The sequence below is a fragment of the Nocardia sp. NPDC101769 genome, assembly GCF_044766925.1.
Classification (GTDB): Bacteria; Actinomycetota; Actinomycetes; order Mycobacteriales; family Mycobacteriaceae; genus Nocardia.
On sequence record NZ_JBIWMX010000011.1, the window covers coordinates 29,531 to 46,894 of the forward strand.

Below are 17,364 nucleotides of genomic sequence, written 5' to 3' on the forward strand. Positions count from 1 at the left end.
CATGCCCTGTCTCCGCTCAACGCCAGTGGGCGCGACGCGGGAACAGGGTGCGGCCGGCCTCGTGCGCGACCTCGAGCACGACGCGGGCCAGCCGGTCGTAGCTCATGCCGTCGGCGCGGCCGGACAGCGACAGCGCGGCGGGCGCGGTGCCGCGGCCCCGCAGCGGCGCTGCGACACAGGCGATTCCGGCGACGGCCTCCTCGCGGTCGATGGCCACGCCCTGCCGCATGCGAATCTGTTGCAGCTCGCGCGAGAGCGCCTCGGGCTCGCAGATGGTGCGCGGGGTCAGGCGCGGCAGCCGGGTGCGCAGCGCGGCCTCGGCGATGTTCGGCTCCAGGCAGGCGAGCATGGCCTTGCCGAGCGCGGTGGCGTGCGCGGGCATCCGGCCACCCAGGCGGGTGGGCAGGCTGGCGGCGAAGCGGCCGCCGGCCTTGTCCAGGTAGACCACGTCGCGGCCGTCCAGGACGGCCAGGTGTCCGACCATGCCGGTGCGCTGGCTCAGCTCGTGCAGCAGCGGGGACACGGCATCGCGAATCTCGTTGTGGTCGGCGGTGAGTCCGCCGAGCTCGAGTGCGCGCATGCCCAGCCGGTAGCCGCCCGAGGTGTGGGCGAGCCAGCGCAGCTTGATCATCTGGTCGAGGATCCGGTGCACGGTGGACCGCGGCAGCCCGGTGCGCTCGACCAGGCCGAGCAGCGTGAGGGTGGGGGTGGATGCGTCGAATGCGTCGAGGATCAAGGTCATCCGCTCGATCATCGAGACGGGAACGTCTGCGCTGGCGCGAGATTCTTTGGCGCGCATGGGGCTGTGTGGGTGTCGAGTCTCCGCCGGGGGCAGCATGGTGACGGACATATGTACCTCCGTTGGTTCATATCCAGTCTAGGACTATTCCGATTAGGCATGTACCTAGTTCGGAGCTTGTGCTACCCATCACAGTGCCCTGTGCCACAACCTGCGGAATCGGGAGAACTACGTAAAACCTACGCATCCGTGTCCCGATCACCGAACCACGGAGTTGACGCCTCCTGCGCGCGACCTGCTGTCATGACTGCTAGCTATATTTCGGATCGAAATAAGGAGGCGCCGGTGCTTACTGGTGTCAATGTGCCCGGCGGCCGGACACCGGCCATCGACGCGACGGCATTCAAGACCGTTCTCGGCAGATTCTGCTCGGGAGTCACCGTGATCACCGCCCTTGACGAGGACGAACCTCTCGGCTTCGCCTGCCAGTCGTTCGCATCGCTGTCCATCGACCCGCCGCTGGTGAGCTTCTTCCCGGCGCGGACCTCGAGCACCTGGCCGAGAATCCGTGAGGTGGGCCGGTTCTGCGTGAACATCCTGGCCGACGATCAGGCCGAGATCTGCCGCCAGCTCGGGCGGCCGGGCGCCGACAAGTTCGCGGGCGTGGAGTGGACCGCCTCGGAGAACGGCTCGCCCTTGCTCGCCGGTGCCATGGCCTCCATCGACTGCGCGCTGTACGACGAAGCCGACGGCGGTGACCACACCATCGTCATCGGCCGCGTGACCTGCTTGAATGAGCATTCCGAGGCGAAGCCGCTGCTGTTCTACCGCGCGGCGTTCGGTCGTCTCGACACGCGGTAGGCGCGGTCGTCCCGAGCATCAGTGGGCGTAGTCGTCCAGGCCATGCGCTGGCGCGGTCGTCTCGTCCATCAGTAGTCACAGCCCGGCCAGTGAGACTGCGCTGTCGTCGCCGTCACATCGGCCGCAACCATCGAAGCAAGGCAAGGGAGAGGAATTCACATGACCACCATGGACGGTGAGGTGCGGGTCATCGACGCGGGCAAGCCCCCGGCGCGATTCGCGCGCGGCTGGCACTGCCTGGGCCTGGCCGACTCCTTCCGCGACGGAAAGCCGCACACCGTCAAGGCTTTCGGCACCGAGATCGTGGTGTTCGCGGCCGAGGACGGCACCCTCAACGTGCTCAACGCGTACTGCCCCCACATGGGCGGCAACCTGGCCGACGGCACCGTCAAGGGCGACTCCATCGCCTGTCCGTTCCACGACTGGCGCTGGAACGGCAAGGGCAAGTGCACCGGCATCCCCTACGCGCGCCGCGTGCCCCCGCTGGCCCGCACCAAGGCGTGGCCGACCATGGTCGAGAACAAGATGCTGTTCGTCTGGAACGACCCGGAGGGCAAGCAGCCCCCGGCCGAGCTGGCGATCCCGCGCATCGACGCCGCCTTCGACGACGAGTGGACCGACTGGACCTGGAACTCGATGATCGTCGACGCCAACTGCCGCGAGGTCGTCGACAACGTGGTGGACATGGCGCACTTCTTCTACGTGCACTACGGCTTCCCGACCTTCTTCAAGAACGTCTTCGAGGGTCACACCGCCAGCCAGTACATGACCTCCGTGTCGCGTGAGGACATGATGGGCGAGACCGCCAAGGCGCTGGGCGGCAAGAACGTCCTGCAGTCGGAGGCCTCCTACTACGGGCCCTCCTACATGATCGACTACCTGAAGAGCGAGAGCCCGAACGGCCTTGTCGTCGAGGGGTATCTGATCAACTGCCACTACCCGATCAACGAGAACCAATTCGTGCTCATGTACGGCGCGATCGCCAAGAAGCCGGAGGGCGTGCCCGCCGAGCAGGCGCAGGAGATCGCCGAGAAGTTCGTCGGCGGCCTGGGCAAGGGCTTCGAGCAGGACGCGGCCATCTGGAAGCGCAAGTCGCGCATCAACAATCCGCTGCTGTGCGAGGAGGACGGGCCGGTCTACCAGTTGCGTCGCTGGTACGAGCAGTTCTACGTGGACGCGGCCGAGGTCAAGGACGAGATGACCGACCGCTTCGAGTACGAGGTGGACACCACCCGCGCGGTCACCGCGTGGGAGGCGGAGGTCGCCGACAATATCGCCAAGCGCGAAGCCGCCGTCGCGAGCAACGTCTCCGATGTAGTGGTGCGGGGCTGAGAGACGCTGCCATGGACAAGGTTTCGTGCCGATCCTGCGGGACGTGCGTGCTGGTGGAGAAGTACAGCGACCAGCACACCAGCGTGCAGTGGAACAGGGACGCGCAGGCCGCCTGCACGGAACTCGCGGACACCGGGCTGCGAGCTCACACGTGCCGGGCGCTGTGGGCCAGCATCGATGAGGCCGTCGCCTCGGGTGCTTTGACCGTCAGCACGCGTGACGTGGACGTGCGCACTCGCGGGCGAACTCTGGCCTGAGCGGAGTCGCCGGCTGCGGTCGGCGTACTCCGGGTGGGCCTCCCGACATCGTCGGCGGTCGGCCCCGCGTATCGGATACCCGTCCGTGACGGGGTCGAAACTGACAGCACAGGAATGGAACTGGTGGAACGGATGACGGTCACGGACTTCGAGGTGGACGCGGCTGTGGAAGCCGCTCAGGTGAGCGGGATCACAGCGGTGCGGATCGTGCGCGTGGTGCGCGAGACCGCCGACGCGGTGTCGCTCGAGCTGGCGCCGGACACCGCGCACGCCGACCGGTTCTCGTATCGTCCGGGACAGTTCCTGACCCTGCGCATCCCGAGCGATCTCACCGGGTCGGTGAGCCGCTGCTATTCGCTGTCCAGCGCGCCGCACGAGGGCGGTCCGCTGAAGGTCACCGTCAAGCGGACCGTCGACGGCTACGGCTCGAACTGGCTGTGCGACAACGCCACCGAGGGCCTGACCCTGGACGTGCTGCCGCCCGCCGGCATCTTCACCCCGGAGTCGCTGGACACCGACCTGCTGCTGTTCGCCGGCGGCAGCGGCGTCACGCCGGTGCTGTCCATCCTGAAATCCGTGCTGGCGCAGGGCTCCGGCCACTGCACGCTGATTTACGCCAACCAGCATGAGAATTCGGTTATCTTCGCCGAGGAGCTCGCGGAACTGGCTGCCGCGCACCCGGATCGGCTCCTGGTGCTGCACTGGCTGCAGTCGGTGCAGGGCTTGCCGAGCGTGGCCGGCCTGGCCGCGATGGCGCGTCCATGGGCGGGCCGGGAGGTTTTCGTCTGCGGTCCCGGTCCGTTCATGGACGCGGTCGCGGCGGCCATGGCCGAGCTCGGCGCGGACCGCAAGCGCGTCCACTCGGAGAAGTTCGTCTCACTGTCCGGCAACCCGTTCGAGATCGGCACGGCCGCAACCGAGGTGGTGGCCGACGACGGTGACGCCGCCCTCGCGCGGGTCGAGCTCGACGGCGAGAACCACGAGCTGACCTGGCCGCGGCAGCAAACCCTGCTCGACACCATGCTCGCCAAGGGCCTGGACGCCCCGTACTCGTGCAAGGAGGGCGCGTGCAGCGCCTGCGTGTGCCGGGTGGTCTCCGGCGAGGTGAGCATGCGCCGCAATGAAATTCTGGAGGAGGAGGACATCGCCGACGGCTATGTGCTCGCCTGCCAGGCCGTTCCGGTCACCGACGACGTCACCGTCACCTATTCCTGATATCCCGAATCTACCGAGGAGTATCACCATGGCTGCCTTCGCCTCGCTCGGCTACGTGCGCGCCCAGATCGCCGATGTGGACGCCTGGCGCGCATTCGCCTTCGACACCATTGGTTTCGCCGAGGGCTCCGGCCCGAACGCCGATTCGGTGTACCTGCGCGTCGACGAGCACACCTACCGGCTCGAGCTGGTGCCCGGCGACCGCGACGCGGTCATCGCCGTCGGCTGGCAGGTGGCCGACCGGCGCTCGCTGGAGCTGGTGCGCGAGATCCTGGAGAAGGCCGGCGTCGCGGTCACCGCGCTGACCCTCGCCGAGGCCGCCAACCGGCACGTCGAGGAGGCCATCGCCTTCGTCGATCCCTCCGGGTTCACCATCGAGGTCTTCCACGGCCCGCTTTTGGACCACAGCCCGGTGGTGGGCAAGTTCGGCAACCGGTTCGTCACCGGGGACCTGGGTCTGGGCCACGTGGTGCTGCCGGTGCGCGATATCGAAGAGGCGCGCAAGTTCTATACCGAGGTGCTGGGCTTCGCCTCCCGCGGCTCGTTCCGGGTCGGCCCGCCCGAGCACCCGATCTGGATCCGCTTCATGGGCGTCAATGCCCGCCACCACAGCCTGGCGCTCATCCCGGGCTCGCGGCCGGACGGCCCGGGCATCGTGCACGTCATGGTCGAGGTGGACTCGCTCGACGATGTGGGCCGCGCCCTGGACCGCGTGAACAAGGCGGGCTACCACCTGTCCTCCACGCTGGGCCGCCACACCAACGACAAGATGATCTCCTTCTACGTTCGCACCCCGGGCAACTGGGATCTCGAATTCGGTTGCGAGGGCATGCTCGTCGGCGACGACTACGTCGCCGAGGAGATGACCGCCGACAGCTACTGGGGCCACGAGTGGGCCAGGGGCTGACCCGCCCGCAGCACCATGCGCTCGCCGAAGCCGCCCGGGAACTCACATTCAGATCCTGGTTCGTCCCGGAATGTGAGCGCGCACCAGCCGGCAGAAGTCGACCGGGCGCAGGCCGTCCGCGCGCTGCCAGAGGGCGGCATCGACGGCGGTGTGCTGCGAAATGTGTTCGGCCACAGTGAATCCGTGCCGATCGAGCAGCGCTGTCACGGACTCGGGTGAGAAGAAGCTGAGCATCGGCTCACCCTGTTCCGCGGTGGCGGCGAGCGCGAATTCGGCGAAGACACGGCCGGATTCGTCGCGCAGCTCCGGGACCAGCGCGTACTCCATCACCAATTCGGTGCCGGGCGCCCAGCCCGACAGCGTGTCCAGGGTGGCGCCGATCGCCGATTCGGTGAGATACATGGTGACGCCCAGCCAGCTCACCAGGGCGGGCCGATTCGCGTCGAAGCCGTGGGCCGTCAATTCCGCGGCCAGGTCGTCGCGTTCGAAATCGACGCCGACGAATTCGACCGTGGAGACATCGATTCCGGCGGTGGCGAGCAATTCCCGCTTCCATGCCTGGGTGGCGGGATGGTCCACCTCGTAGACCGCGACCCGCGCGTCCAGGGGCGAGCGGTAGGCGAAGGTGTCCAGGCCCGCACCCAGGATCAGATACTGCTCGAAGCCGCCGGCCGCCAGCCGGGCCTCGGTGTAGTGGCTGCGGGCGCTGACCTGGGATCTGGTGCCGCTGAGCACCGGGTGATCGCCGAACTCGCGGTGATAGGAGATGAGTTCGGCGGCCCGCTCGCCCAGCAGCGTCTCGGCCACGGTGTCCTGGAACAGGTGCGGCGCGCGGTCTACGATCAGATGCGCCGCGCGACCGGCCGCCGCCATCATCGCGGTCCGGCTCGGGCCCCTGTTGTCCGTCGAGTCGTTGTCCATCATTCTCCCTCCACGTTCGGATACGCGGCAGCCCGCTATCGGTAATCGCTGCCGCGAGACCCGATAGTAGACAGGAGAATTCGATTTCGCTTTCACCATATCACACGGAAATAAATTCCCGATTACGATGCAATTCCGTCGGACTATCGATCGGTGAAGGTGATCCGGACCGTCACCGGATCGCTCTCCAGCGCCGCGAAGACACCGCGGGTGAACGGGGCCAGCGCCGGATGCGGGGCGAAGGTGCGGGCACGGGCCACCACATCGTCGTCGGGGAGCAGCACGGCGGTACCGATGCGCCAGCCATCACCCTGGCGGACACGGACATTCGGGTTGGCCGCGAGGTTCAGGCCCCAGCCCGACCGCATTCCGTGCTGGCAGATGGCCCACGCGCCCTCGTCGTCGAACAGCAGCGACACCGGCACGCGGCGCGGCTGCCCGGACTTGCGGCCGACGGTTTCGATCTCGCCGGCGAAGGCGGTGCGGATACCGATCCGGTCCAGGGCGCGGACGGTCGGATTCATCACGTAGCGGCCCATGGCGCGCTCGGTGCGGAACTTGCGGGCCGCCCGATCGGCGGCGGTGCGCGGGGCCGCCGCGGACCGTTTGCTGCGGAAGGCGTCGAAGCCGTTGCGGCGCAGCATGGTCACCGCCGTCAGCCAGGGCGAGCGGTCGGGATCGGGGTCCTTGCCGGCGCCGAGCCGGTGCAGTTGGTCGGTGTGCCACTGCAGGTCGAGCGCGCCGTCGAAAGACTTGAGTCCGCCATTGGCGGCCAGGCGCGGGGGCAGGCCCAGCGAGATGTGCGGCGGGCGCAGCGCGTCGGTGCGCTCCGTGAGCAGATCGGCTGCGGCGCTGGGGATCACGGCCGTGGGACGGCCCAGGCCGACCAGGTCGCAGGTGCCGCCGGCCACCGCGTCGGACATGGCGGCGCGGGAGCGGAAGCCGCCGGTCACCGCGATCGGGACCGAGCCCGCGGCCTGCCGGGCGGTCTCGGCATAGTCCAGGAAGTACGCCTCGCGGGCGCGGGTGCTGGCCGACGCCGTGCGCGGCCGGCCCATCATGGCGGGGGATTCATAACTGCCGCCGCTGATTTCGAACAGGTCCATCTGTTCGCCGGACAGCTCCTCGATGACCGTGCGCGACTCGTCCTCGGTGAAACCGCCGCGCTGGAAGTCGGCCGAATTGAGTTTGATACCCAGCCCGAAGCCCGGGCTCACCGCCGCGCGGATGCTGCGTGCCACCTCGACCACGAATTGCCGCCGCCGCTCGGCGTCGCCGCCCCAGGCGTCGGTGCGCCGATTCGACAGCGGGGACAGGAACTGCGAGACCAGATAGCCGTGCGCGCCGTGGATCTGGACGCCGTCGAATCCGGCGGCCTCGGCGACCCGGGCGGCGCGGCCGAAGCGGGCGATGATGTCGAGGATCTCGTCCTCGGTCAGCTCGCGCGGGGCGGGCACGCCGGGGATGCCCATGGCGATGGCCGAGGGCGCGACCGCGCGGATGCGGGTGACGATCGGATTGGCCTGCCGTCCGGGATGATTCAGTTGCACCCAGACCTTGGCGCCGCCGTCCTTGGCGACCTTGGCCCAGCGGGTGAGGGCCTCCAGGTGCCGTTCGTCCTCGATGGCCACATTGCCGGGTTCGCCGCAGTGGCGGCGGTCGACCATGACATTGCCGGTGACGATGAGGCCGTAGCCGCCGTGGCTCCAGCGGCCGTACAGTCGTTCCAGCCGCGCGTCGGGGGCATTGTCGACGTTCGCCAGCCCTTCGCTCAGGGCGGATTTCATAATCCGATTGGGTAGTACCTGACCGCTGGCCAGTGGCAGGGGATCGTGCAGGGTCGAGTGTCGTGCGGTGGACGCTGGCGGCATGGTGTGGGCCCCGATTCCTCGTCGATGAGTTGAGCGGCGGACTACACTCAGGTAGACCAATCGGTATATCCGAAGACGGTAGTACACCGATCGGTATACAGCAAGGAGGAACCGTCCATGGGTGCCCGCGACCGCCTCATCGACAGCGCCATCGCCCTGATGCGGTGCAATGGCATCGCCGGGACCGGCATCGCGCAGCTGCTCGACCACAGCGGCATCTCCCGCCGGTCGATCTACCTGAACTTCCCGGGCGGGAAATCCGAACTGGTCGCCGAGGCCACCCGGACCGCTGGGCAGGCCACCAGCGCACTCATGCGAACCGTCACCGCCGGCACCGATCTGGCCGGCGCCATCGCCGCCTTCCCGGCCCTGTGGCGTGACGTGGTGGTCGCGAGTGACTTCACCGCGGGCTGCCCGATCGTGGCCGCGGCGCTCGGTCGATCGGAATCGCCCGAGGCGGCCGACGTGGCGGGGGAGACCTTCGGCGAGTGGGAGGGCATCCTCGCCGACCGGCTCGAGGCCGAAGCCGTGGAACCCGCCACCGCCCGCTCCCTGGCGACCACCATCATCGCGGCGGTCGAGGGCGCGGTCGTCATGTCGCTGGCGACCCGCTCGACCGCGCCCCTCGAACGGGCCGGCAAGCAGATGGCCGACCTGGTCGCCCTGCACACGGGCAAGACGACCTCGGTCGCCTGAACCTCAGATCAGGCTCAGGCCGCCGTCGATGGTGACGATGATGCCGGTGGTGTAGCCGGACCGGTCCGAGGCGAGAAACGCTGCCATATCGGCGATTTCGCGCGGATGGGCCGGGCGGCCGAAGGGGAGGTTCGCCGCCATCTCGGCGAAGCGGCCATTGGTCTCGATCAGTGTGGTGATGCGCGAGGTGGCCACCGGGCCCGGATTGATGCCGACCACCCGGATGCCGTCGCGCCAGCTGCGGCTGCCCAGCGCGCGGGTGAACGCCATGAGCGCCGCGTTGCCGGTGCTGCCCGCGATGTACTCGGCATCGGGTCGCTCGCCCGCCGAGCCGATGACATTCACGATGACGCCGCCGCCGCGCTGCGTCATATCCGCGTAGATGCGGCGGCTCAGGTCGATGTACCCGAAGACCTTGAGTTCCCATGCGTGCCGCCAGGTTTCGGCGTCGATGGCCGCCAGGGGCCCGGCCGGAATGTCACCGGCATTGTTGACCAGGATGTCCGGCGCGCCGACCGCGTCCGCCAGCCCGGTGAGATCCTCGGCCGACCGCAGGTCCACAGGGTGTGAGCACGCCCGCACCCCGTACTCGGCGCGCAGTTGCTCGCCGAGCTCGTCCAGCCGGTCCTTGCTGCGGGCGGCCAGATGCAGATGGCAGCCCTCCGCGGCGAGTACCCGCGCGATCTCCGCGCCGATGCCCGCCGACGCGCCGGTCACGAGCGCGGTTCTGCCGGCCAGTCCCAAATCCATTGGCCCATCTCCTGAATCCTGTGTCCGATGCCGATGCCGATGCCAAACGAAATGGACATCCGAACGGTTCATTTCTTGGTCGAATGTCCACTTGATTGGAGTGCGCCGGAGGTCGCCGGTTATTCCCGAGCGTCACGCCGTCCCCCCCGGGGGCTAACGCGTCCCGGTCTCCGCGAGCAGCCGCTCGATCTCCGCCGCCGCCGGAATCGACACGCTGGCACCCAGTTTCGTGGTGGCCAACGCCCCCGCGGTGCAGGCCCAGGCCAGAGCGGTGGCGGGGCCTTCGTGCCAGTGGGCGGCCAGCGCCCCGGTGAAGGCGTCGCCCGCACCGGTGGTGTCCACCACCGCTATCCGCACGCCGGGGTGGGTCATCGCGAGATCGTCCGGTCCGCAATAGGACGCGCCCGCGGCGCCGAGGGTGGTGATGACGTGCGGGACGTCGGCGAGCGCGGAGGCCAGACGCGCCGACTCGCCCTCGTTGACCACCGCGACATCGACCACGGTCCAGAGCTCGGCCGGAAGATCCTGTACCGGTGAGGGATTCAGCACCACCACGGTGCCGTTGGCCCGGGCGTGGCGGGCCGCGGCAAGCACGGTCGGCACCGGAATCTCCAACTGGCACATGAGCACATCCGCAGCGGCGATCGTATCCAGGTCGGCCGCAGTCAGTTCCGTCATCCGGCCATTGGCGCCCGCCACCACGATGATGGTGTTCTCGCCGCCCTCGTCCACCACTATGGTCGCGATCCCGCTGGGCCCCTCGACCTCCCGCAGCCGCGACACCCCGACCCCATTCTCCCGCAACACCGTTCGCAGGGCCTCGGCGAACACATCCCCGCCGACCGCCCCCACGAACTCGACCTCGGCTCCGGCCCGCCGCGCGGCGATCGCCTGATTCGACCCCTTCCCACCGGGAACCAGCGCGAACCCGTCCCCGGACACCGTCTCCCCGGCCCCCGGCCGCCGCCCCACGGTCGTCACCAGATCCATATTGATGCTGCCCACCACCGCAATTCGCGCCATGGTCCGGACCGTAGTGCAGGCGGCTCAGCCGAGGGCGGATTCGACGATGGACGTGGCTTCCGGGGTGACGGGGTCGAGGATGTCGTCGAAGTCGTGGTGTTTTTCGACGTAAGCCTCGACGAAGGGGCAGACGGGGACGATCCGTTTGCCGGCGGCTCGGGTGGCGGTGAGGGCGGCGCTGATGAGTGTCGAGGCCAGGCCCTGGCCTGCGAAGGCCTCGTCGATCTCGGTGTGGAAGAAGATGCGCTGGCGGCCGTGGTCGACGTAGGCGGTCAGGCCGGCGCGGGCGTCGCCGACCTTGATGGCGAAGTACTGGGGGACGGTGTCGGTGGCCTGGATGACAGTCGGCTCGGGCGCGGTCATGTGGGTTCACTTCCGGTCGGGGCGGTGTGGTGGTCGGGTTCGAGGGGCGGGCTGGCGACGGCGGAGAAGGTGCGGCACTCGGGTTCACACGAGGGCGGTGCGGTGCGGAGAGCGTCGTCGTGGACGGTGAAGAACGCCAGGGCGGCGGCCGTGACCATGAGGATGGCGCAGGTGAGGATGGCCAGGTGGAAGCCGTGGGCGAAGTCGGGCGGGTTGGTGTAGGCCGCGCCGGTGAGTCCGGCCAGCGGCGGGATGGCCGCCACGCCCAGCAGACCCGCGGCGCGGGCGACCGCATTGTTGACGCCGCTGGCCACGCCCGCATGACGTTCGTCGGCGGTGGCGAGGACGGTCGCGGTCAGCGGCGCCACCGCCAGCGTGAGGCCGAAGCCGAAAACCAGTGCGGCGGGCAGCACATCGACCAGGTAGGAGGTGTGGATGCCGATCCGGGTCATCAGCAGCATGCCCGCCGCGGCGAGCAGCACGCCGACCGTGATCGGCCAGCGTGGTCCGATGCGTTGGGCCAGCGCGCCGGAGCGGGCCGAGAACAGCAGCATCAGAACGGTGACCGGCAGCATGGCCGTGCCCGCGGCGATCGGAGTGAATCCGGCCGCCACCTGCAGGGTCAGCACCAGTAGGAAGAAGACCACGCTCATGGCCCCGTACATCACGAAGGTGACCACATTGATCGCGGTGAACTGCTTGGAGGCGAACACGTGGACGGGCAGCATGGCCGCGGGATCCTGGCCGTCGCGCGACCGCCGCCGCTCCACCACCACGAACCCGGCACCGGCGGCGACGCCCGCGATCGCGCTGCCCCACACCAGGATTCGACTCGTATCGTGTTCGGGCGCCATGGTCAGGGCGTAGGTGATCCCGGCCAGGCACAACGCCGCCAGTACCGCGCCGAGCACGTCGAACATCCCGTGCGCCTCGGCATCGCGGGTCTCGGGCACATGCCGGACCGTCACCGCCACCACCACCGCGGCCAGCGGAATATTGAGCAGGAACACCCACCGCCATCCGGCCGCCTCCACCAGCCAGCCGCCCAGGAACGGCCCGATGGCGCCGGCCACGCCACCCAGTCCGGACCAGGCCCCGACCGCGCGCGCCCGCTCGTCGGGCCGGAACGAGGCCTGAATGATGGCCAGTGAGCCGGGCGTCAGCAGCGCACCGCCCACCCCCTGCAGGGCCCGGGCCGCGATGAGCATCGAAATGTCTTGCGCCGCACCGCACAATGCGGAGGCGATGGCGAACCACACCACCCCGATCAGGAATATCCGCCGCCGCCCGTACCGGTCACCCAGCGACCCACCCAGCAGGATCAATCCGGCCAGCGTCAGCGTGTACGCGTTGACTGTCCACTGCAGTCCCGCCATCGATGCGCCGAACTCGTCACCGATCCGCGGCAGCGCCACATTCACGACGGTCGCGTCCAGCATGGCCATCCCCGAACCGAGGACGGTGGCGAGTAAAACCCATCGGCCGGTGCCCGAGGACAACCGGATGCTCGCGGTCATGCGCCCACGGTAACAACCTGCCCCCGACCGGCGGCGGATCGTCATCAGTAATCTGTTCCTATGACTGCTTCCACGACCACCGATCGGGACGCCGTCCGCGAGGTGGTGCACGACTCGGCACGCCGGGCTCGGGTGGCGTCGCGGACGCTCGCTCAGCTCACCACCGCGCAGAAGGACGCCGCGCTGCACGCCGCGGCCGACGCGCTGCTCGCGGCCAAGGACGCCGTACTCGCCGCCAACGCGGAGGACATCGAGATCGCCCGGGCGGGCGGCACCGCCGAGTCGCTGCTGGATCGGCTGCGGCTGACCGAGGCCCGTGTCGACGGCATCGCCTCGGGGCTGCGGCAGGTGGCCGGGCTGCCGGATCCGGTCGGCGATGTGGTGCGCGGGTCGACGCTGCCCAACGGTCTCGAAATCCGCCAGGTGCGGGTGCCGCTGGGCGTGGTGGGCATGGTGTACGAGGCGCGGCCGAATGTCACCGTCGACGCCTTCGGGCTGGCACTGAAGTCGGGTAATGCGGCGCTGTTGCGCGGCTCGTCCTCGGCGGCGAAGTCCAATGCGGCATTGGTCGGGGTGTTGCGGGAAGCGCTTGCAGCGCAAGAGCTTCCGGCTGACGCGGTGCAGCTGCTCCCGGCGGAGGACCGCTCCAGCGTCACCCATCTGATCCAGGCCCGCGGCCTGGTGGACGTGGTGATCCCGCGCGGCGGCGCGGGCCTGATCAACGCGGTGGTGCGCGACGCCCTGGTGCCGACCATCGAGACCGGCACCGGCAACTGCCACGTATTCGTGCACCGGGACGCCGATCTGGATATGGCCGAGTCCATCCTGATCAACGCCAAGACCCGGCGGCCCTCGGTGTGCAACACCGCCGAGACGGTGCTCATCGACCGGGCCATCGCCGACGTCGCGGTGCCGCGCATGATCAAGGCCCTCGAGGACAAGGGCGTCACCATCCACGGCGACCTGCCGGGCCTGGTGCCCGCCACCGATACCGACTGGGCCGACGAATACCTGTCCCTGGACATCGCTTTGAAGGTCGTCGACGATCTCGACGCGGCCGTCGAGCACATCAACGAGTGGGGCACCGGCCACACCGAGGCCATCGTGACCGCCGACCTGAAGGCCGCCCGCGAGTTCACCGCTCGCGTGGACGCCGCCGCCGTCATGGTCAACGCCTCGACCGCCTTCACCGACGGCGAGCAGTTCGGATTCGGCGCGGAGATCGGCATTTCGACCCAGAAGCTGCATGCCCGCGGACCCATGGGCCTGCCCGAACTAACCTCCACCAAGTGGATTGTGTGGGGCGACGGGCAGATTCGCCCCGTCTAGCACCCGCTGGATACGAAAGGACCGCCGTGGCTCCCACCACCGCACCCAACCAGGAGCCGATCTTCTCGTCGGTCGACGATGTGATCGAGCGGCTGGCCCGCACCGGCTACCTGGCCGACAAGGCCACCGCCACTTCGGTATTCCTCGCCGACCGGCTCGGCAAGCCGTTGCTCATCGAGGGGCCGGCCGGTGTCGGCAAGACCGAGCTGTCCAAGGCCGTCGCGCAGGTCGCGGGTGCGGAACTGGTGCGGCTGCAGTGCTACGAGGGCGTGGACGAGGCGCGGGCGCTCTATGAGTGGAACCACGCCAAGCAGATCCTGCGCATCCAGGCGTCCTCGGAGAACGACTGGGCCGAGACCAAGGCCGACGTCTTCGCCGAGGAGTTCCTGCTGGAACGCCCGCTGCTCACCGCCATCCGGCGTGACGAGCCGACCGTGCTGCTCATCGACGAGACCGACAAGGCCGACGTCGAGATCGAGGGCCTGCTGCTCGAGGTGCTGAGCGACTTCTCGGTCACCGTGCCGGAATTGGGCACCATCAGCGCGACCCGCAAGCCGTTCGTGGTGCTCACCTCCAATGCCACCCGCGAGCTGTCCGAGGCGCTCAAGCGGCGCTGCCTCTACCTGCACATCGACTTCCCCGACGAGGAGCTCGAGCGCCGCATCCTGGCCAGCCGGGTACCGGAGCTGAAGCCCGCGGTGGCGGCGCAGCTGGTGCGGATCGTGCACGTGCTGCGCGGCATGCAGCTCAAGAAGCTGCCGTCGGTCGCGGAGTCCATCGACTGGGCGCGCACGCTGCTGGCCCTGGGCGCGAAGGATCTCGACGACAAGACGGTGCGGGCCACGCTCGGGGTGGTGCTCAAGCACCAGGCCGATCATGTGCGCGCCCAGTCCGAGCTGAAGCTGGCCTGATCATGGCCGGGGCGTCAGGGCCCTCGAGGGGCAGAGACACGAAGGGCGGCCAGAACTCCTCGCGTGGACTGGTTTCCGCTGCCATGCGGGCGATTTCGGGCGGGACTCCGGCCAAGCCGGTGCAGGTGCCGGGGCCGACGGCCGAACACGGTCTGTCCGGGCATCTGGTCGGGTTCGTGGAAGCTTTGCGCGGCAGGGGGATTCCTGTCGGCCCGTCCGAAACCGTGGACGCCGGACAGGTTCTCACCGTCCTGGACCTGATGGATCGCGAGGCGCTGCGCGAGGGCCTGGCCTGCGCGCTGCTGCGCCGCACCACCCAGCGCGCCACCTTCGACGGCATGTTCGACCTGTGGTTCCCGGCCGCACTGGGGGAGCGGGTCGGGGCCGAGGAGGTGGAGCTGCCGATCAAGCCGGACGGCGGCGTCGACATCCTCGAACTGCGGAAGATGCTGGCGGAGTTGCTGATCCAGGACCCGTCGGGGGAGCAGGCGCAGCAGTTGCAGGCCTTGGCCGCGCAGATGGTCGACCAGATGGGCCAGTACCAGGCGGCGGGCGGGCCGTCGTTCTCCGCCTACCAGACGCTGAAGGATCTCCAGCCGGAACTGCTGGTGAGCAAGATCCTCGCCGGTCTCGCCCAGGGCATGGACAATTCCGACTTCGACAGCGAGGTCGCCCGCCGCATGGCCCGCGGCCGCATCAAGGACTTCCGCAGCACGGTCGAAGCCGAGACCCGCCGCCGCGTGGCCGAGCGCATCGGCCGCGAGCGTGTCGCCACCTACGGCGTCGCGCGGCAGGCCGAGGACGCCGACTTCCTGCGCATCTCCCAGACCGAACTCGACGAACTGCGCCGCAGCAGCCAGCGCCTGGCCCGGGTCCTGGCCTCCCGCCTGGCCGCACGTCGCCGCCGCGCCCGCCGCGGCGAGATCGATCTGCGCAAGACCATGCGCAAATCCATGTCCACCGGCGGTGTCCCGGTCAACCTGGTCACTCGCAAGCCGCGTCCCGGCCGCCCCGATCTGGTCCTGCTGTGCGACATCTCGGGCTCGGTCGCCGGTTTCTCCAGCTTCACCATGCTGTTGGTGAACGCCCTGCGCGAGCAGTTCTCCCGGGTCCGCATCTTCGCCTTCGTGGACCGTGTCGACGAGGTCACCCAGCTGTTCGACGCTGCCACCCCGCTGGATCAGCTGACCCGCCGCATCTTCACCGAAGCCGAGGTCGTCGGCATCGAGGGCCACTCGGATTACGGCTCGGCCCTGGAGGGTTTCGCCGAGCGGTTCCCCGATGCCGTCACCAGCCGCACCTCCCTGCTCATCCTCGGCGACGCCCGCACCAACTATCGGGACCCGGCGCTGGACACCGTCCGGCAGCTGGTCGACACCGCCAAGCACGCCTACTGGCTCAACCCCGAGGCCGAGAGGATGTGGGGCACCGGAGATTCCGCCGCCGACCGCTATGCCGACATCATCGAGATGCACGAATGCCGTTCGGCCCGCCAGCTGACCGCCCTTGTGGGCCGGCTGCTACCGGTCTGAACCCGGATGGCCGGCCGGCTGAGCCCCGCCGGTGCGGGGGCGGTGCAATCGCCCCCGGTAAGCTCGCTTTTCGTGCATAGGAACGGCCGCCGCAAGCTGGGTGTGATGGGCGGCACCTTCGACCCCATCCACCATGGGCACCTGGTCGCGGCCAGTGAGGTCGCGAATCGGTTCGACCTGGACGAAGTGATTTTCGTACCGACCGGTCAGCCGTGGCAGAAGGGTGATCGCGCGGTCAGCCCGGCCGAGGACCGGTATCTGATGACGGTCATCGCGACCGCGTCCAATCCGCGGTTCCAGGTGAGCCGCGTCGACGTGGACCGCGGCAAGGAGACCTACACCGTCGACACCCTGCGCGACCTGGCCGAACTCCACCCGGACGCGGATCTGTACTTCATCACCGGAGCGGACGCGCTGGCCAGCATCCTGACGTGGCAGGATTGGTCGGAACTGTTCGAGCTGGCGAAATTCGTCGGCGTGACCCGTCCGGGGTACGAATTGAATATCGACCATCTCGCCGACCATCTCCGTGATTACCCGGAGGGCACGGTCACGATGATCGAGATTCCGGCCCTGGCCATCTCGTCGAGCGAATGCCGGCGGCGGGCGGGGGAGGGCCGGCCGGTGTGGTACCTCGTCCCGGACGGGGTCGTCCAATACATATCGAAACGGCACCTGTACGTGCCGCAAGACAGTGCATGGTGAAAGTGCGCAGGGAAGAGGTAGCAGGGTGACAGCATCGGCAGAAGCGGTTTCGATGGCGACGGTGGCCGCACGGGCCGCCGACGAGAAACTGGCCGCCGACGTGGTCGTACTGGATGTCTCGGAGCAGCTGGTCATCACCGACTGCTTCGTCATCGCGTCCGCGCCCAACGAGCGCCAGGTCAACGCGATCGTCGACAATATCGAGGACAAGCTGCGCGAGGCCGGATACAAGCCGGTGCGCCGCGAGGGCACTCGAGAGGGCCGCTGGGCACTGCTCGACTACGTCGAGATCGTGATCCACGTCCAGCACGAGGACGAACGCGACTTCTACGGTCTCGAGCGCCTGTGGAAGGACTGCCCGACGGTGCCGGTCGACGGCATCGGGGATCCGCGCACGACGACCGAGGAAGACAAGGGCGGGGACGACGAGTGAGC

The 17,364-nt window shown here is 68.8% G+C and carries 18 protein-coding genes; 11 read left to right on the forward strand and 7 right to left on the reverse strand.

From position 1 onward, the window contains the following. Nucleotides 1-16: 16 nt before the first annotated feature. Nucleotides 17-742, reverse strand: a complete 726-nt coding sequence (locus tag ACIRRA_RS18895) for an IclR family transcriptional regulator (protein WP_402769385.1) — start codon at nt 740-742, stop codon at nt 17-19. Between the two features lie 342 nt (nt 743-1,084). Here ACIRRA_RS18895 and ACIRRA_RS18900 point away from each other — a divergent pair, with 342 nt between their 5' ends. The 5 genes from ACIRRA_RS18900 to ACIRRA_RS18920 all read left to right on the forward strand — a co-directional run bounded on the left by ACIRRA_RS18900 (nt 1,085) and on the right by ACIRRA_RS18920 (nt 5,311). Continuing rightward, nucleotides 1,085-1,600, forward strand: a complete 516-nt coding sequence (locus ACIRRA_RS18900) for a flavin reductase family protein (protein WP_402769387.1) — start codon at nt 1,085-1,087, stop codon at nt 1,598-1,600. A gap of 159 nt (nt 1,601-1,759) precedes the next feature. Next, complete coding sequence (locus ACIRRA_RS18905; RefSeq protein ID WP_402769390.1) at nt 1,760-2,932, forward strand: Rieske 2Fe-2S domain-containing protein; 1,173 nt, start codon at nt 1,760-1,762, stop codon at nt 2,930-2,932. 11 nt (nt 2,933-2,943) lie between these two features. Next, nucleotides 2,944-3,189: a hypothetical protein gene (locus ACIRRA_RS18910; protein ID WP_402769393.1), complete on the forward strand. Its 246-nt coding sequence runs from the start codon at nt 2,944-2,946 to the stop codon at nt 3,187-3,189. A gap of 132 nt (nt 3,190-3,321) precedes the next feature. Beyond that, the gene (locus ACIRRA_RS18915; RefSeq protein WP_402769395.1) at nt 3,322-4,404 is read left to right on the forward strand and encodes a 2Fe-2S iron-sulfur cluster-binding protein; all 1,083 of its coding nucleotides are present in this window, start codon (nt 3,322-3,324) and stop codon (nt 4,402-4,404) included. Between the two features lie 28 nt (nt 4,405-4,432). After that, on the forward strand, nt 4,433-5,311 hold the full coding sequence (locus ACIRRA_RS18920; RefSeq protein WP_356997355.1) for a VOC family protein: 879 nt from the start codon (nt 4,433-4,435) through the stop codon (nt 5,309-5,311). A 48-nt stretch (nt 5,312-5,359) separates the two neighbouring features. Here the strand turns inward: ACIRRA_RS18920 and ACIRRA_RS18925 are convergent, their stop codons facing one another. Together ACIRRA_RS18925 and ACIRRA_RS18930 are read right to left on the reverse strand one after the other, a co-directional pair. Further along, nucleotides 5,360-6,235, reverse strand: a complete 876-nt coding sequence (locus tag ACIRRA_RS18925; RefSeq protein ID WP_402769398.1) for a class I SAM-dependent methyltransferase — start codon at nt 6,233-6,235, stop codon at nt 5,360-5,362. Nucleotides 6,236-6,375: 140 nt separating this feature from the next. After that, complete coding sequence (locus ACIRRA_RS18930; RefSeq protein ID WP_402769401.1) at nt 6,376-8,103, reverse strand: nitroreductase family deazaflavin-dependent oxidoreductase; 1,728 nt, start codon at nt 8,101-8,103, stop codon at nt 6,376-6,378. Nucleotides 8,104-8,220: 117 nt separating this feature from the next. Here ACIRRA_RS18930 and ACIRRA_RS18935 point away from each other — a divergent pair, with 117 nt between their 5' ends. Continuing rightward, the gene (locus tag ACIRRA_RS18935; protein ID WP_402769403.1) at nt 8,221-8,799 is read left to right on the forward strand and encodes a TetR/AcrR family transcriptional regulator; all 579 of its coding nucleotides are present in this window, start codon (nt 8,221-8,223) and stop codon (nt 8,797-8,799) included. A 3-nt stretch (nt 8,800-8,802) separates the two neighbouring features. Here the strand turns inward: ACIRRA_RS18935 and ACIRRA_RS18940 are convergent, their stop codons facing one another. The 4 genes from ACIRRA_RS18940 to ACIRRA_RS18955 form a co-directional block, all read right to left on the reverse strand. Beyond that, nucleotides 8,803-9,549, reverse strand: a complete 747-nt coding sequence (locus ACIRRA_RS18940) for a short-chain dehydrogenase/reductase (RefSeq protein ID WP_402769406.1) — start codon at nt 9,547-9,549, stop codon at nt 8,803-8,805. Between the two features lie 153 nt (nt 9,550-9,702). Beyond that, nucleotides 9,703-10,572: a ribokinase gene (locus ACIRRA_RS18945; RefSeq protein ID WP_402769409.1), complete on the reverse strand. Its 870-nt coding sequence runs from the start codon at nt 10,570-10,572 to the stop codon at nt 9,703-9,705. A 24-nt stretch (nt 10,573-10,596) separates the two neighbouring features. Next, nucleotides 10,597-10,935, reverse strand: coding sequence for a GNAT family N-acetyltransferase (locus ACIRRA_RS18950; RefSeq protein WP_402769412.1), 339 nt, complete (start codon nt 10,933-10,935; stop codon nt 10,597-10,599). Next, the gene (locus tag ACIRRA_RS18955; RefSeq protein WP_402769415.1) at nt 10,932-12,452 is read right to left on the reverse strand and encodes an MFS transporter; all 1,521 of its coding nucleotides are present in this window, start codon (nt 12,450-12,452) and stop codon (nt 10,932-10,934) included. Before ACIRRA_RS18955 ends, ACIRRA_RS18950 begins: the two co-directional genes overlap by 4 nt. 60 nt (nt 12,453-12,512) lie before the next feature. Between ACIRRA_RS18955 and ACIRRA_RS18960 the strand changes: the two genes are divergently transcribed. From ACIRRA_RS18960 to rsfS, 5 genes are all read left to right on the forward strand, one after another. Beyond that, nucleotides 12,513-13,781: a glutamate-5-semialdehyde dehydrogenase gene (locus tag ACIRRA_RS18960; RefSeq protein ID WP_402769418.1), complete on the forward strand. Its 1,269-nt coding sequence runs from the start codon at nt 12,513-12,515 to the stop codon at nt 13,779-13,781. A 26-nt stretch (nt 13,782-13,807) separates the two neighbouring features. After that, nucleotides 13,808-14,692 carry an AAA family ATPase gene (locus ACIRRA_RS18965; RefSeq protein WP_402769421.1) on the forward strand — a complete coding sequence of 295 codons (885 nt, stop codon included), beginning with the start codon at nt 13,808-13,810 and terminating at the stop codon, nt 14,690-14,692. 83 nt (nt 14,693-14,775) lie between these two features. Further along, the gene (locus ACIRRA_RS18970) at nt 14,776-16,224 is read left to right on the forward strand and encodes a VWA domain-containing protein (RefSeq protein WP_402769424.1); all 1,449 of its coding nucleotides are present in this window, start codon (nt 14,776-14,778) and stop codon (nt 16,222-16,224) included. Nucleotides 16,225-16,296: 72 nt separating this feature from the next. After that, nucleotides 16,297-16,929: a nicotinate-nucleotide adenylyltransferase gene (nadD, locus tag ACIRRA_RS18975; RefSeq protein WP_356997372.1), complete on the forward strand. Its 633-nt coding sequence runs from the start codon at nt 16,297-16,299 to the stop codon at nt 16,927-16,929. Nucleotides 16,930-16,954: 25 nt separating this feature from the next. Continuing rightward, nucleotides 16,955-17,362 carry a ribosome silencing factor gene (gene rsfS / locus ACIRRA_RS18980; RefSeq protein ID WP_402769427.1) on the forward strand — a complete coding sequence of 136 codons (408 nt, stop codon included), beginning with the start codon at nt 16,955-16,957 and terminating at the stop codon, nt 17,360-17,362. Nucleotides 17,363-17,364: the final 2 nt, after the last annotated feature.

What these genes read in the sequence shown, in the direction of transcription:
- ACIRRA_RS18895 (WP_402769385.1), bottom strand. Translation starts at nt 742, where the DNA reads ATGACCTTGATCCTCGACGCATTCGACGCATCCACCCCCACCCTCACG.
- ACIRRA_RS18905 (WP_402769390.1), top strand. Translation starts at nt 1,760, where the DNA reads ATGACCACCATGGACGGTGAGGTGCGGGTCATCGACGCGGGCAAGCCC.
- ACIRRA_RS18910 (WP_402769393.1), top strand. Translation starts at nt 2,944, where the DNA reads ATGGACAAGGTTTCGTGCCGATCCTGCGGGACGTGCGTGCTGGTGGAG.
- ACIRRA_RS18915 (WP_402769395.1), top strand. Translation starts at nt 3,322, where the DNA reads ATGACGGTCACGGACTTCGAGGTGGACGCGGCTGTGGAAGCCGCTCAG.
- ACIRRA_RS18920 (WP_356997355.1), top strand. Translation starts at nt 4,433, where the DNA reads ATGGCTGCCTTCGCCTCGCTCGGCTACGTGCGCGCCCAGATCGCCGAT.
- ACIRRA_RS18925 (WP_402769398.1), bottom strand. Translation starts at nt 6,235, where the DNA reads ATGATGGACAACGACTCGACGGACAACAGGGGCCCGAGCCGGACCGCG.
- ACIRRA_RS18930 (WP_402769401.1), bottom strand. Translation starts at nt 8,103, where the DNA reads ATGCCGCCAGCGTCCACCGCACGACACTCGACCCTGCACGATCCCCTG.
- ACIRRA_RS18935 (WP_402769403.1), top strand. Translation starts at nt 8,221, where the DNA reads ATGGGTGCCCGCGACCGCCTCATCGACAGCGCCATCGCCCTGATGCGG.
- ACIRRA_RS18940 (WP_402769406.1), bottom strand. Translation starts at nt 9,549, where the DNA reads ATGGATTTGGGACTGGCCGGCAGAACCGCGCTCGTGACCGGCGCGTCG.
- ACIRRA_RS18945 (WP_402769409.1), bottom strand. Translation starts at nt 10,572, where the DNA reads ATGGCGCGAATTGCGGTGGTGGGCAGCATCAATATGGATCTGGTGACG.
- ACIRRA_RS18950 (WP_402769412.1), bottom strand. Translation starts at nt 10,935, where the DNA reads ATGACCGCGCCCGAGCCGACTGTCATCCAGGCCACCGACACCGTCCCC.
- ACIRRA_RS18955 (WP_402769415.1), bottom strand. Translation starts at nt 12,452, where the DNA reads ATGACCGCGAGCATCCGGTTGTCCTCGGGCACCGGCCGATGGGTTTTA.
- ACIRRA_RS18960 (WP_402769418.1), top strand. Translation starts at nt 12,513, where the DNA reads ATGACTGCTTCCACGACCACCGATCGGGACGCCGTCCGCGAGGTGGTG.
- ACIRRA_RS18970 (WP_402769424.1), top strand. Translation starts at nt 14,776, where the DNA reads ATGCGGGCGATTTCGGGCGGGACTCCGGCCAAGCCGGTGCAGGTGCCG.